This is a genomic window from Sodalis sp. RH14 (assembly GCF_047324285.1).
Lineage (GTDB): Bacteria > Pseudomonadota > Gammaproteobacteria > Enterobacterales > Enterobacteriaceae > Acerihabitans.
On the sequence record NZ_CP178739.1, the window covers coordinates 1,045,133 to 1,059,430 of the forward strand.

General features: G+C 49.7%; 10 protein-coding genes and 1 tRNA gene. 7 read left to right on the plus strand and 4 right to left on the minus strand.

Features of this window, described 5'->3' with window-relative positions; all coding sequences use genetic code 11:
• Positions 1–5: 5 nt before the first annotated feature.
• Positions 6–1,109 carry a glutamate 5-kinase gene (proB, locus tag ACL2XQ_RS04625; protein WP_410016280.1) on the plus strand — a complete coding sequence of 368 codons (1,104 nt, stop codon included), beginning with the start codon at positions 6–8 and terminating at the stop codon, positions 1,107–1,109.
• A gap of 9 nt (positions 1,110–1,118) precedes the next feature.
• Entirely contained in the window at positions 1,119–2,372 is a 1,254-nt protein-coding gene (gene proA / locus ACL2XQ_RS04630; protein ID WP_413722200.1) for a glutamate-5-semialdehyde dehydrogenase, read from the plus strand.
• A 240-nt stretch (positions 2,373–2,612) separates the two neighbouring features.
• On the opposite strand, the gene ACL2XQ_RS04635 is transcribed toward proA, so the two are convergent.
• The gene (locus ACL2XQ_RS04635; protein ID WP_413722201.1) at positions 2,613–3,035 is read right to left on the minus strand and encodes a VOC family protein; all 423 of its coding nucleotides are present in this window, start codon (positions 3,033–3,035) and stop codon (positions 2,613–2,615) included.
• Positions 3,036–3,290: 255 nt separating this feature from the next.
• On the opposite strand from ACL2XQ_RS04635, the gene ACL2XQ_RS04640 reads away from it, so the two are divergent.
• Together ACL2XQ_RS04640 and ACL2XQ_RS04645 are read left to right on the plus strand one after the other, a co-directional pair.
• A tRNA-Thr gene (locus ACL2XQ_RS04640) sits at positions 3,291–3,366 on the plus strand.
• Positions 3,367–3,542: 176 nt separating this feature from the next.
• A protein-coding gene (locus ACL2XQ_RS04645; protein ID WP_413740091.1) for an IS3 family transposase occupies positions 3,543–4,684 on the plus strand; the annotation gives its coding sequence in 2 pieces (ribosomal slippage) (positions 3,543–3,795 and positions 3,795–4,684; 1,143 coding nt in all).
• A gap of 79 nt (positions 4,685–4,763) precedes the next feature.
• Here the strand turns inward: ACL2XQ_RS04645 and ACL2XQ_RS04650 are convergent.
• The gene (locus ACL2XQ_RS04650; RefSeq protein ID WP_413740092.1) at positions 4,764–6,584 is read right to left on the minus strand and encodes a DUF4365 domain-containing protein; all 1,821 of its coding nucleotides are present in this window, start codon (positions 6,582–6,584) and stop codon (positions 4,764–4,766) included.
• A gap of 1,005 nt (positions 6,585–7,589) precedes the next feature.
• On the opposite strand from ACL2XQ_RS04650, the gene ACL2XQ_RS04655 reads away from it, so the two are divergent.
• The gene (locus tag ACL2XQ_RS04655) at positions 7,590–9,251 is read left to right on the plus strand and encodes a methyl-accepting chemotaxis protein (RefSeq protein WP_413730891.1); all 1,662 of its coding nucleotides are present in this window, start codon (positions 7,590–7,592) and stop codon (positions 9,249–9,251) included.
• A 123-nt stretch (positions 9,252–9,374) separates the two neighbouring features.
• On the opposite strand, the gene ACL2XQ_RS04660 is transcribed toward ACL2XQ_RS04655, so the two are convergent.
• Positions 9,375–10,820: a DASS family sodium-coupled anion symporter gene (locus ACL2XQ_RS04660; protein WP_413722204.1), complete on the minus strand. Its 1,446-nt coding sequence runs from the start codon at positions 10,818–10,820 to the stop codon at positions 9,375–9,377.
• 119 nt (positions 10,821–10,939) lie between these two features.
• Positions 10,940–11,884: a 2-hydroxyacid dehydrogenase gene (locus ACL2XQ_RS04665; protein WP_410016274.1), complete on the minus strand. Its 945-nt coding sequence runs from the start codon at positions 11,882–11,884 to the stop codon at positions 10,940–10,942.
• Positions 11,885–12,977: 1,093 nt separating this feature from the next.
• Between ACL2XQ_RS04665 and ACL2XQ_RS04670 the strand changes: the two genes are divergently transcribed.
• Positions 12,978–13,451: a YhcH/YjgK/YiaL family protein gene (locus ACL2XQ_RS04670; RefSeq protein WP_410016273.1), complete on the plus strand. Its 474-nt coding sequence runs from the start codon at positions 12,978–12,980 to the stop codon at positions 13,449–13,451.
• A 30-nt stretch (positions 13,452–13,481) separates the two neighbouring features.
• On the plus strand, positions 13,482–14,258 hold the full coding sequence (locus tag ACL2XQ_RS04675; protein WP_413722207.1) for an SDR family oxidoreductase: 777 nt from the start codon (positions 13,482–13,484) through the stop codon (positions 14,256–14,258).
• The last annotated feature ends 40 nt before the right edge of the window (positions 14,259–14,298 follow it).

Consider the following 14,298-nt stretch of genomic DNA (forward strand, 5'->3'; position numbering starts at 1 on the left):
ATGTTATGGATGGCAGCCAGACATTGGTTGTGAAGTTGGGCACCAGCGTTTTGACCGGCGGATCGCGCCGGCTTAACCGCGCCCATATCGTCGAGCTGGTGCGCCAGTGCGCGCAGTTGCACGCCGCCGGCCACAGGATTGTGATTGTCACTTCCGGCGCCATTGCCGCCGGTCGCGAGCACCTGGGCTATCCGGAATTGCCCGCGACCATTGCGTCAAAACAGCTGTTGGCCGCCGTCGGCCAAAGCAGCCTGATCCAGCTCTGGGAACAGCTGTTTTCCATTTACGGCATCCATATCGGCCAGATGCTGCTCACCCGCGCGGATATGGAAGATCGCGAGCGTTTCCTCAACGCCCGCGACACGCTGCGCGCGCTGCTGGATAACCGCATCGTGCCGGTTATCAATGAAAACGACGCGGTGGCCACCGCTGAAATAAAGGTGGGCGATAACGATAATCTCTCGGCGCTGGTGGCCATTCTGGCCGACGCCGATAAACTGCTGCTGCTGACCGACCAGGCCGGGCTGTATACCGCCGACCCGCGCACCAACCCCGACGCTACGCTTATCACCGAGGTCACGGCCATTAACGACGCCCTGCGCGCCATTGCCGGCGACAGCGTCTCGGGCCTGGGCACCGGCGGCATGGCGACCAAAATCCAGGCGGCGGACGTCGCCAGCCGGGCCGGCGTCGATGTGGTCATCGCCGCCGGCAGCAAGCCGGGCGTGATTGGCGATATGATGGCGGATCGGCCGGTGGGCACCCGTTTCCATGCGCAGCAAATGCCGCTGGAAACGCGCAAGCGCTGGCTGTTCGGGCCGCCGCCGGCAGGGGATATCACCGTCGATAACGGCGCGCTGGCGGCGATCCGCGAGCGGGGCAGCTCGTTATTGCCCAAGGGCATCCGCTCGGTGGACGGCGATTTCTCCCGTGGCGTGGTGGTGCGTATCCGCGGTCTTGACGGCCAGGATCTGGCCCATGGCGTCAGCCGTTACAACAGCGACGCGCTGCGCATGATCGCCGGCCGCCATTCGCAGGACATCAGCGCCATCCTCGGCTACGAGTACGGGCCGGTCGCCATCCATCGCGACGATATGATTATTTATTAAGGAGTAGCTATGCTTGAGCAAATGGGCAAAGACGCCAAAGCGGCATCCTGGCAACTGGCCGTGCTGAGCAGCGCCGACAAAGACCGGGCCCTGCTGGCCATCGCCGATCGCCTGGAAGCGCAAAGCGGGGATATCCTGGCGGCCAATGCGCTGGATATGGCCGACGCGCGGCAAAACGGCCTGAGCGATGCCTTGCAGGACCGTCTGCTGCTTACCCCGGCGCGTTTATCCGCCATCGCCGCCGACGTGCGCCAGGTTTGCCGCCTGACGGATCCGGTCGGCCAGGTGATCGACGGCCGCCAACTGGACAACGGCCTGAAGCTGGAACGACGCCGCGTACCTTTGGGCGTGGTGGCTGTGATTTATGAAGCGCGCCCCAACGTCACGGTGGACGTGGCGGCTTTATGCCTGAAAACCGGCAACGCGGTGATCCTGCGCGGCGGCAAAGAGACCCACCGCACCAATGCCGCCACCGTCAAGGCTATTCAGCAGGCGCTGGTGGACTGCCAGTTGCCGCCTGGCGCGGTACAGGCCATCGATAATCCCGATCGCGCCCTGGTGAACGAACTGCTGAGGCTCGATCGCTACGTGGATATGCTGATCCCGCGCGGCGGGGCGGGGCTGCATAAGTTATGTCGCGAAAATTCCACGATCCCGGTGATTACCGGCGGTATCGGCGTATGTCATATCTATGCCGATGAGACCGTCGATATTGAGCCGGCGCTCAAGGTTATCGAGAACGCCAAAATCCAGCGTCCCAGCGCCTGCAACTCCCTGGAGACTCTGCTGGTGCACGAGGCTGTCGCGCCGGCCTTCCTGAGCCGTTTAAGCAGGCATATGCACAGCCTAGGCGTGACGCTGCATGCCGACCACGGCGCGCGGCCGTTTTTGGCCGACGGTCCGGCGGCCTGCGTGCCGGTGGAGGAGGCCAATTATCAGGATGAATGGCTGTCTCTGGATTTGAACGTCAAGGTGGTGAAAGGCTTTGACGAGGCGGTCGATCATATCCGCAGATACGGCACCCAGCATTCGGATGCCATTCTCACCCAGTCGCTGGCTAACGCGGAACGCTTTGTGCGCGAGGTGGATTCGTCGGCGGTATATGTCAATGCGAGCACTCGCTTCACCGACGGCGGCCAGTTCGGCCTGGGCGCGGAAGTGGCGGTAAGCACCCAAAAGCTTCATGCGCGCGGCCCGATGGGTTTGGAAGCGCTAACTACCTATAAATGGGTTGGGTATGGGGATAATCTCAGCCGGGCGTGACAGCGCTCAGGTGTTGATGGCCTTAGCGCCCGCCAGGACCGGACGGGGACGGGCGCCGGTGGCGGCAATCGCTCCTGTGGCGCGGATACCGGCCAGGCCCCTAGTGCGTTAAGACGCTTATCGTGATAGCAGGCGCTTACTTCTATCATTACCGTCAGGCGCCGCAACTATTCTCGGCGGCGCCTGACGATGCGCAGGCGGCCGGGCCTGTTTTTTGGCAACGCCATCGCGTCCGTTCTTTTATTCCAACCCATCATCATACGCGCTGAATATTCCCCGGCCCCGTTCTATAAACTCCAGGGTATTGCCCTCCGGGTCATCCAGGAAAAGCGTGCCGATACCGTTATCCAGCTGGCCGGCGCCGTCGGTGAGATAATACACTTCCATCGTGACGGACATCTGGTATGGCTGGAGTCCTTGTGCAAGCAGAAAGCCGGCGCAGCGGTTAAGGTCACCCACCTGGAAGGCGATATGCCGAGATGGATCGCGTGGCGCCAGCGTGCCGTTCGACGGCATCAGGTGCAGGCAAAAGCCCCGGCCGGCGTTCAGCCAGTTACGTTTAATGGGGTGAGGCCGCATGCCGAGCGCGTCGCGATAATATGCCAGCATAAGATCCATATCGCTCACCGCCAGTGCGGCATGATGGATGCCTTGCAGTTGCATTGATTCCTCCGGGCAGCGCTGACAGAGTCCATCAGACTTATGGGAAAATAATAGTTAGTACTTACTATAGAGCATCCTGTCAGCGATGACGCGGCGCGGTATGGCAGGATAAGTGGCGATAATGTAGGCGCGGGTTGATCTTAAACGGCTATTTGCTGTTTTTATCGGCATACGCGCGCCCGCCTATTGACTCTTTGACCGCTTTTGCATAACGTGTCCCACCGAGATTCATCCCGCATGACACAGCTTCATCATGCCGATATAGCTCAGTTGGTAGAGCAGCGCATTCGTAATGCGAAGGTCGTAGGTTCGACTCCTATTATCGGCACCATCTTTCTCCATAAAATCATTAAGTTACCATTACGATGTTTTGCTTTATTAAACACTATTGTGCAGTTTTGCGCGTTATAGGTGTGGCAAAATTGTGTGATCTCTTCCCATTAAACAGGACCAGGCTAAACTGGAGTTTTCTGCCACACTTCTCATACTAAAAGGGGGGATCCGGGCATGAAAAAATCCAAGTTTACCGAGGAACAGATAGCGTTTGCCTTGAAACAGGCGGAAGGCGGCACCCGCGTGGCGGAAGTGTGTCGCAAGATGGGCATTTCTGAAGCGACCTTTTTCAACTGGAAGAAAAAATTTGGCGGCATGGGCGTGGCTGAACTGCGGCGCTTGCGCCAGCTGGAAGATGAAAATCAGCGGCTAAAACGCTTGGTGGCGGATCTGAGCCTGGACAAAGAGATGCTGCAGGATGTGCTAAAACGAAAGTTTTAAAGCCTGCCCGTAAGCGTGAAATTGTCCATTTTTTGCTTGACGCTTACCGGGTAGGCATTCGTCGCGCCTGCCAGACGATCCCCATGAGCCGCTCGGTTTATCACTACCGTTCTTGCCGTGATGACCGGGTGCTGACCATGCGGATCAGGGAGATTGCTGAAACCCGGTTCCGTTATGGCTGCGAGCGAATACATGTACAGCTCAGGCGCGAAGGCTGGCGAGTGAACCACAAAAAAACGCACCGCATATACTGCCAGGAGGGGTTAAATTTGCGGTGCAAACGGCCCCGGCGCCATGTGACGGCGGCCCACCGGCGTGAGAGGCCGCTGCTGTCAAATCCAGATCAATGCTGGAGCATGGATTTCGTTGCTGATAATCTGTTTAATGGGTGCCGGTTTCGGGCGTTAACTGTGGTCGATAATTTTAGTCGGGAATGCCTGGCGATCCATGCCGGCCAGTCGCTCAGGGGCAAGGATGTGGTGGCGGTACTGGAGCATCTGAGGTTGATGCACAATCGTGTGCCGTTAAGGATCCAGGCCGACAACGGCAGCGAATTTATCTCAAAAGTGCTGGATAGATGGGCGTACGAAAATAAGGTCACCATGGACTTCTCACGCCCCGGCACGCCGACGGATAACCCGTTTATCGAATCGTTTAATGGCAGCCTGAGGGATGAATGCCTAAATATCCACTGGTTCCTGTCGATGGAAGATGTGCAGGAAAAGCTTGATCGCTGGCGGGAGGAATATAACCATGACAGGACACATTCTTCATTAAATGATCTGACTCCGGCGGAATTTATCCGAAGTCACCAAAAACGGCAAATCCTCTCATTTAGCCATGATCAGGATATGGGGGGAGGTCAATTTTTATGAGTATTAGAGGAGGCAGATGCATTTTAAGTGGCCTATATCAGACAGCCACTTAATCTGAAATCTAAACAACGGTAGGTAATTAAAATCTATACTTCTTAAGAAGATCTTTATGACGTTCGACTTCTTTTGAATACCATTTGAGACTCCATGACCAGCTATCCTCTCTGGGTTTACAATCCGTGCATTTATCACAATTTGATTGTTTGAAGCTATTACCGAAATCATAGCTGCCAGTACTATCATATAATTGACTTAATAAATTTCCGGTTCCTTGTGCATGTCTGTGCTTTAAGCAGATCAAAAGATGCATGCCACCTAGAGAGTGCATTCTCAATGATTGGGCAAATATTCCTCCGGGACGATAATGAACAAATAAATGCTCACAATTTTTCATTATATTTGTGGGGTCATAATTGGCAAATCCAATTTTAAGGAATTCATGATGTTCTCCTTGTGGGTCATCCGGATCCATTCCTAGATTTTTGGCCATGCTTAAGAAGTATTCTTTTTGCTCTTCCGTTGTAAGATCATAAAAATTTTTTTGATTGTCAAGACTGATAACATGATTTTCTATTTCTGACAAAGCTTTATCAAAATCAGGAAATGTTGAAAGAATCATCTCTCTATGAGGTTGGGTCGCTTTAGGATTTTGTTTAAGCAATGTGGCAGTAAGTAAGTATAGTTTTTCAATTTTTTCAATATCTTTTGAAATTATACAATATGTCATTACTAATAATGACATTCTTTCATTCCAATCATCTAGAAAATCAATTGTTTCCTTCGAGCCTCGTGCTTCATGGATTCCTTTGAATATTAAAATCGACGCATAGATATCAACAAAAAAATCTGCAAGTATGTGATACTGCTCGTTTCTTGTCATTCGATTACATAACTCAATGATCTTTTGTAGGGATATGCAGCAATCTCTATACATTATTTGAGTTTGATCATTGAAAATATAACGCTCCAAAGATTTTTCTTCAAAGTGATTGACTGAATGATGGGTCGCATGGAGTTGATCCAGCTGAGCCTTAAATTTTGCTCTCCGTGATTTACCTAAAGCAATTAATCTGTGAGTCCGGCTTCTTTGCTCTCTGGCTAATAGTATTAAATGCTGGCAAATATAAAAATTTTCTCTGTAAACTTCTCTTTTAATATTAGTATAAGGAGAGACTTGGAATGCTTGTAAGTAATATAAAACTGCGATAAATCTATCTTTTGCTGGAACTATTGGTGAATGACTTATTTCGTTAGAGCGTTCAAAAACAGCATCATATTTTCTTTCAGATAAAAGATTATCCAGCTGCTGGTGATACGCTTTATATAATGCTTCACCTATATCTTCAATTTTCTTATCGAGAGTTGAAGGACTAATGATTGGATATCTGACAACAGAATCTTTAAGCCCCTTAATGTTCAAGTAATCCCAACAATCTATGGCAGCGTCTAATATTTTATTTGCTGATGCTATGCCTTTTCTGACCAGTGTATTTTCAATTGGGATATGAACTTGAACTGTATCATTTTGATTAGATTTTGATGCCTTTTCTCTCAACGTCTTATTGTTTGTTATGGGGAGCCAAAATATTTTCTCTGATGTAATTTCTACTACAACTAAAATAACAGGCACTTTGAATTCAAAGTAATATCTCAAACGCTCTGTTTTCAGTGTAAATGATAATAAGCTATTATCATGAATAAAGGTTGAGTTCTCTTCACCCTTAATCTGAACTTTGAAAACACTCTCTTTCCCAAGAGCTTTGCCACTACCATCTTTGAGTTCAATTTCTCCATCAATACCAAAATCATTTTGATCCTCTTGACTTCGGAAAATCCAATGGCTTGGTAAGTTGTATTCAAAAATACGCCCGGCTTCAGTTCCAATCTCTCCTGCGTTCATCAGGCCCCTCAATCTTGTTTTTTTCTTGTGGTTTTATAATACCATGCTCATGCAATAAAACAGTAACTCACCTGCAGCTATTGCTCTTACCTCCACTAAGACAATGCGGATGGTAGCAATATCAATCTTCACTCAAGCAGCGTTAGGCTCATGCTTCTGGTGGGCACGCCACTGCTAGACAGCATCCGCTATTGTGCGGCATGTTCAAAAGGAACTCCCGGTAAGTAATAATCTCACATTACGAACACAAAAAATCTATTGGGGGTATTTTTGGGGGTATGACCAAAGACGCAACAGGTTATTTGTGTTAATAATCAATAATATAATTGATAGATTTTGTTCCTATTATCCCTTCAAACTCTTCCCAAGTCTACCGAAATAAATTAACAGCCCGTATACTACGCAGTGTAGCCCGTTTCTTATCTCCCATTATCTACCAGACTGATCTTCCCCGCAGTAATCAGGACCAGGCTAAACGGGAATTTTCTGTCCCCCTTTTCTTTAAAAAAAACAATCCAGACATGAAAAAGATCCGCTGTACCGAAGAGCACATTGCTTTTGCCCTGAAGCAGGCTGAAACCGGCCCTCGCGCGGGCTATTTCATGCCTGTCATCCAGCCGTCACCTTCCTCACCTATTCTCACCCTGTCATTATTTAATTGCCCCATTTCGTTTTCGCCCGCCATCTGGTGGGCTTTTTTATGCGGGCAATGTCAAATGTCAAAGCCTACGCTCAATGCTATCTATGACGCTGACAGTCCAGGGGCCGTATCTGGCTGGATTGATTAGAATGTCTGTGCCCGTCTTCAATCATTACCTCTTCTTCGGGGAGGGTTTAGCCTGCCGGAATTCTGCTTTTAACGGGAGAAAAAATCGGTCTTGGGTCAATCTCGGGATAATGGCAAGTTTAATTAACTATTTTCTGTCTGACGCCGATAGTTAAGGGCTGCTGAATGGTTTACGACATGCAGCCCTTCTATCCGGCACATCTCAGGTGAAAATAAATATGACAATTACACAGCGTCTGTTCTTGGTCTTTTCTCTGCTGTCAGCCTCACTTATTGCCCTGGTGATTGTGGCCGTTCTGGTAGTAACAGGATTTCAGGCACGTTTTCAGTATGTCCAGAGCAATACTGTTCCTTCCATTATCGACTTAAGCAAAATGGTGGATGGCAGCAACCAGCTGATTATCTGGATGTACCGGCATCAGAGCGTAACCGACCCGGCCAGACAAGCCAAAGTTGAGAAAAAACTCAGCGAGCTGGTAAGTAATCTGAAGTCTCTCAATCAGTTCTATCTGGATAACGAAATTTCCAACGACAGCGACCGGCAAATGACGGAGGCTGGCCTGGCCAGCATACAAGATATCCAGAACAAACTGCCGGCCTTCCTGAAAGGCTCCCGTGAGCAGAATAACGCGGTCTCCCTCGGTGAGCTCCAGGGCGACGCCGGTGTAGGTGAAGCCGCCCGCGGCCTCATCGCCGGCTACATGAAGCAGTTGCAGTTGAACGTAGACGTCGGTGAAACGCTCAAAAATCAGAATACCCAAATCTATCAGTTGACGTTACGGGGCATGATTGGCGGGTCGGCACTGGTGATCCTTATCCTCGGCTTATTCAGTGTGAAGACGATAACCGGTATCCGCAGAAACCTTAACGCCATGCGTTCCACCATGGAGAATGCCAGTTCCCGCTTGGACCTGACCCTGCGGGCGGATGATTCACGTAAAGACGAAATTGGCCTGACGGCAAAAGCATTCAATGCCCTGGTGGAAAATGTTGCCGCCTCGCTGTTGTCCGTGAGCGCGTCCTCCCAATCCGTCACTACGGCCTCGACGCAGATATCGGCAGGCAACGAGAACCTTTCGTCCCGTACCGAAGAGCAGGCTGCCTCCCTGGAGCAGACGGCGGCCAGCATGTCAGAGTTGAGTGAAACGGTACGGCAGACTGCCGAAAATACCGGTATGGCAAGCCAGCTTTCACAGAATGCCCGCCGGCTCTCGGAAGACAGCTCAGCTAAGGTCAGCACCATGCTGGGCACAATGTCCGATATCAGGAACAGTTCTGCAAAAATTACCGATATCATCTCGCTTATTGAAGGTATTGCTTTCCAGACCAATATTCTGGCGCTGAATGCCGCAGTTGAAGCGGCGCGGGCCGGGGAACAGGGGCGCGGATTTGCAGTCGTTGCCGGTGAAGTCCGTAGTCTGGCACAGCGCTCATCGTCTTCAGCCCGTGAGATCAAAGTGCTGATTGAGTCTTCCATGAGTTTCGTGGAGAAAGGGGCGGGTCAGGCGGAAGAAGTCGGGCAGAATATGGCCGGTATGAAGGACGCAATCAGTCAGGTCGCAGACCTGGTGAATGAAATCGCGGCCGCCGCTAAAGAGCAGATGCTGGGTATTGGCCAGGTCCACCAGGCGGTTAACCAGATGGACGACGTGACGCAGCAGAATGCGGCACTCGTACAGGAAGCCTCGGCCGCCTCGCACTCGCTAATGGAGCAGGCCACCGTCCTCAATCAGCTGGTAGCCACGTTTGTTATCGAATCACCGTCAACGGGAAAATTCCCCTCCGCGCTAAGCCCGGCAGGAGTGGCGAAATCGTCACCTTACGGACTGACAACGAAGAAAAAGACAGCGGAGACGGAAGAAGGCTGGCAAAGTTTCTGACCCGTGTAAAAAAGTCAAGATGAGGCGGCGGGATTCAGAACCCTGCCTCATGCAACTCCGTGGATGATCACCGATAAAAAAAGCCCAGCATGACGGCTGGGCCTGATGCTCAATATTGCCATGTTACCAAAGTCCGATGATCTTCCACCAGAAAGCGCCCAGTATTGACCATACCAACACATTAAATAAGGTCACGATAAAACCTAACTTCCACCACTCCCTTTGTCCTATATATCCTCCAGCAAAAAATATTGCCGCCGGGCCAGACGAATAATGCGTAATGGCCTGATATAAAGAAGAGCAAAAGGCTAATAATAAGCATACCAGCATCGGCGGTGCGCCCACAGCAATGCCTACGGTTATAAATGCTGGATACATGACGAGAATATGCGGGATCCCCCCCGCAAAGAAATACGCAGAAAAAACATAGATGCTGACCAGTATGATCAATACGGGCAGAACCGGCATACCCGATAAGCTGACCTGTACCCAATCCGCAAATACCTTAAAGAAACCTGATTTTGATAAATTTTCCGCCAAGCCGTACATACCGCCCAACCACACCAGCGTGTCCCAAGCGCCACTTTCATTGATCACGTCCTTCCAGTCGATGACTTCCGCCAGCAACATAAGACAGACGCCGGCCAGGGCAATAACGGTCGCGGAGATTTTAGTCATTCCGCTGGTGCCCCAACCGATAATGGTCAATACCAGGATTATGCAAAGTAAAATTTCTTTAAAAGACATTTTGCCCATGGCCTGAAGCGACGATTTGGCAATCTGTTTGGTTTCCGGAGTCTGGTTCGATTCAGGTGGGTAAATCTTGTGCAGCAAATACGGCATGATCAACAGACAAAACAGCGCCGGCACAAACGCCGCCATTGCCCATATGCTCCAGGAAATTTCTATGCCCGCGATTTTGGAAGCAAACGCCACCATTAACAGATTGCCGGCTTGCCCCGTTAGGGTCAGGCAGGCGGCAACGCTGTCGACTTGTACCACCGTCTGCACGAGGTACGCCCCCAGTTTCCTGGCGGAGCTGCCGGGTTTAGAGCCGCTGACCTCCGCTACGCTTCGGACAATGGGAAACATGATGCCCCCACAGCGCGCGGTCGCCGAGGGAACGCAAAAGCTTATCAGGACATCGCTGAATGCCAGGGTATAGCCAAGCTTAAGGGAACTGCTGCCAAAGCGCTGCAACAAGGCATAAGCAATCCGGTTGCCCAGGCCGGTTTTAATCAAGCCGCGTGAAAAGAGAAACGCAGCGACGATAAGCCACACCACATCGGCACTGTAGCCGACCAGCACCCCTTTGACATCCAAAACGCCAAACATCGCCGCGACAACCAGGGATGCAATGGTAATAACCCCCAACGTCAGGGGCTGCAGCATAAAACCGAAAGCGGTGGAAAAAAATATTGCAAATAAATGCCAATTTTGAGGCGTAAACCCAATCGGGATGGGAATATTCCAAATGATGGCGCCAAACAAAACGCAAATGCCGATCCTGGCCCATTTTTTCTTAAGGGCAGAATGGTCAGGCATTTTTTCAAGCATGACAGCGCTCATAGAGAGTTCCTTGTAAGTATATCTATGTGCAAAAATATCCCTTCATAAAAAATGAATAATATAAAAGCAAATAGACATGAGAAGCTTTAGGCGAAAATAACAGTCACCATAGAGATGAATTATTTTACCGGCGTAATAGCCTGCCCTTCTTCGAAATAGCTTCTGATATTACGCACCGCTAAGTTTGCCATATCAGTACGGGTCTCAACGGTGTTGCTTGCCAGGTGGGGGGTAAGGACAACGTTGTCAAATTGGAACAGCTCACGCGGGATAACGGGCTCGTCTTCAAATACGTCTAGCCCCGCACCCAAGATGTCCTTATTATTTAATGCCTCGATCAATGCCGCAGTGTCGACAACAGTGCCGCGGGCGATATTTACCAAGATCCCGGATTTACCCAAGGCTTGTAATACCTCTTTGTTTATCGCATGGAAAGTTTCAGCACCACCCGGTAGGGTCAATACTAAAAAATCACAGGATTCCGCCAGCGCCACCAGGGTATCGAAACGTTTGAAGTTTTGTTCTTTGGAATAGGGGTCATAAAAATGTATTGGCATGCCAAAACCCTGCGCCCTGGTTGCTACCGCCTGCCCGACATTGCCCAGGCCGGCAATACCGCATATTTTGCCGTGCATCCGCGAGGCGGAAGGAAATTGTCCATTCAACCAGGCTTTAGAACGGGAAAACCGATCGGCCTCGCAAATACGGCGAGAGACGCTTAACATCAGCGCCAAACCGGTATCCGCCACACATTCACTGAGTACCTTCGGTGTATTCGTCACCACCAAGTTACGCGCACGCGCCGCATCCAGATCGACGGCATCCAGGCCAACGCCAAAAATCGACACCATCTCCAGCTGAGGCAAGGCATTGATAATTCTTCTATTTATTCCAAGATGGGATCGGGTCACCACCCCGCGTATCCGCGTGGCGGTTTGGCTTAATAATTCTTCTTTGTCTTCCGTCAACCAATAATTATGTATGGTAAATGTCTCTGCCAGTTCGTCCAGCATAACCGGGGGAAGAGGCGAAATAACCATTACTTCTATTTTTTTAGTGTCCATGACATATCCCGTTTAAAGTTTAAAGCGACATAACGTGACGGCTAATCCGGCGCAGCGAATTATCCTAATCCCATGATGATATAAATTAACATTTGCAGGCAATGTGACTAATAACACCCCAAGCAATTAACATAAGGATGGGTAACATCGACATTTTGATACCAGAAACAGCCGTTGTTTATAATCGATCAGCATCCATATTATCTTTTCATTATTTAATTGCAGTCACTATGCAAAGATATGTAAACAACAGCATTGGGCAAAAGCTCAAAGATAAATTATAAAATTGGTACATAAGCCAAGATAATTTGATGCAAATCCCAAATTTGAACAATAAATTTGAATTTACGTTATATTGGAAAAATATGCGTAATATGTCGCATCATTTTTAAAATAAATGATATTTTGAAAATTTATATCAATTATATGATAGTCATCACATATAAATGTTAATTGATTTATGGTTTACTTGTGTCCATGTGTTTACCGTCTCATTTTGTTATAACCGTATCGCGTTACCCTGGTTAAAAAGAAATAGTGCCGATGCGCTTGCTCAAGCGCGATGATAAAGGCTGCACGGGGCCAATGAGGGTACCTGCGCGAGGTTTACGGATTTTAACAGTCAACCCGCGGCGGGCTGTTTCGCTCAGAGTGTAATAGAGAGTCGCAATGGGTTTGTTTTCGTGATATCGGTCACTGATAAGCGGTCAATTGCCTAGATTGTCGCGCTGATCAATTTTTAAAAATGTGCATTTGCATAACCGTTGGGCCAGCAATTTGATTTATACTTAATATACTTCAGCATTATCGCAGTAACATTGGCAAAAAAAAGTGCACGGTAAATACCCGGCAGAGGGAATAATCTCCTGCGGAGCTTGTTTCTGACGATCTTCCGTTTTAGGTGCGATTTATATGGGATGCCGCGGCAAAAAACGTCTTAGTGTAAATGTAATGTTGCATTTGTTTTGCGGTGGTTTAACGCCATGGCACAAACGAGGGTTGTGGGTGTAATAACATCTGTTATGTCTTGCGGATTGTTTATGCTTACTGCCGGTTGATGACGACGTCATGATTCATTCTGAAGGGATACGCAATGATATTCAGTAAACTGGCCGACTGGAATAAAGAACAAAGCGCATTTCATCCGGTGTTCAATACAATAATAGATTATATACGCAACAATGATTTAGCCGGTCTTATGGTGGGTAAACACATCATAATTCCTGATAAGCTCTTCTTTTTTATGCAATCGTACGACACCATTGACCTGAGTGAATGTAAACCGGAATCCCATGTGGAATATGTTGACTTTCAGTATTTGTTGTCTGGGGAGGAAAAGATTGGCTTTTCTCGCGTGGATGATGGCGTAAAGATAACAGAAGACAAAACGCCAGGTAGCGATATGATTTATTACGACCTCAACACTCGGCAAGATGTTTTAACCATGGGGCCGGGGGAGTTTGGTATTTTTTTTCCTGATGATATCCATCGGACCCGAGGCCGTAGCGGTAATGATACATCCATACTAAAAGCGGTTTTCAAAATCCACTTGAGCATGTTGGTATAATTCAGGTAATGCAATTTACAGGAGATAGGTATGTCCGAGTCAATACAGCAAGTAGAAAACGCCAGGATAGCGCTCGTCACGGGCGCCGGTAGCGGTATAGGCCGAGCCGTTGCTTTGGGATTGCTCCAGGACGGATTTACCGTTGTTCTCACCGGGCGGCGCATTGAGCCCCTGCTTGAAGTCCAGGATGCGGCAAAGGCGGCGGGACAGCAGGCGATTGCCATAACCGCAGATGTTCGCGACCCTGAAAGCGTGGAAGCGTTATTTGCCCAAATCGCGGCACGGTATGGCCGCCTTGATGTGTTGTTTAATAACGCGGGCGTCAATGCGCCCGCCGTTCCAATGGATGAATTGCCCTTGGACAAATGGCTCAATGCCATCAATACCAATGTCACCGGTGTATTTCTTTGCGCCCGCGCGGCCTTCGGTTTAATGAGGAAACAAACGCCCCAGGGCGGACGTATCATCAACAACGGTTCGATCTCCGCACATACTCCCCGGCCCTTCACCGCGCCCTATACTGCCAGTAAACATGCCGTCTCGGGTTTGACGAAAAGCATTGCTCTGGACGGGCGCGCGTTTAATATCGTTTGCGGCCAGATTGATATCGGCAACGCGTTGACCACGTTGTCGGAACGGATGACCAGAGGCGTTTTGCAAGCGGATGGACGCACGGCGGCGGAACCGATGGTCGACGTTAAATATATTGCTGACGCGGTGCGCCACATGGCGGCTTTACCTTTATCTGCAAATATTCTCACTATGACGGTAATGGCCAGCAATATGCCCTTTGTCGGGCGCGGATAAACCGGCGCTCAGTCTTAATCATTATTGCCTGGGACCCCGG

Bases quoted from the DNA above. Each gene is read 5' to 3' on its own strand.
- proB (WP_410016280.1), top strand. From the start codon at position 6: ATGGATGGCAGCCAGACATTGGTTGTGAAGTTGGGCACCAGCGTTTTG.
- proA (WP_413722200.1), top strand. From the start codon at position 1,119: ATGCTTGAGCAAATGGGCAAAGACGCCAAAGCGGCATCCTGGCAACTG.
- ACL2XQ_RS04635 (WP_413722201.1), bottom strand. From the start codon at position 3,035: ATGCAACTGCAAGGCATCCATCATGCCGCACTGGCGGTGAGCGATATG.
- ACL2XQ_RS04650 (WP_413740092.1), bottom strand. From the start codon at position 6,584: ATGAACGCAGGAGAGATTGGAACTGAAGCCGGGCGTATTTTTGAATAC.
- ACL2XQ_RS04655 (WP_413730891.1), top strand. From the start codon at position 7,590: ATGACAATTACACAGCGTCTGTTCTTGGTCTTTTCTCTGCTGTCAGCC.
- ACL2XQ_RS04660 (WP_413722204.1), bottom strand. From the start codon at position 10,820: ATGAGCGCTGTCATGCTTGAAAAAATGCCTGACCATTCTGCCCTTAAG.
- ACL2XQ_RS04665 (WP_410016274.1), bottom strand. From the start codon at position 11,884: ATGGACACTAAAAAAATAGAAGTAATGGTTATTTCGCCTCTTCCCCCG.
- ACL2XQ_RS04670 (WP_410016273.1), top strand. From the start codon at position 12,978: ATGATATTCAGTAAACTGGCCGACTGGAATAAAGAACAAAGCGCATTT.
- ACL2XQ_RS04675 (WP_413722207.1), top strand. From the start codon at position 13,482: ATGTCCGAGTCAATACAGCAAGTAGAAAACGCCAGGATAGCGCTCGTC.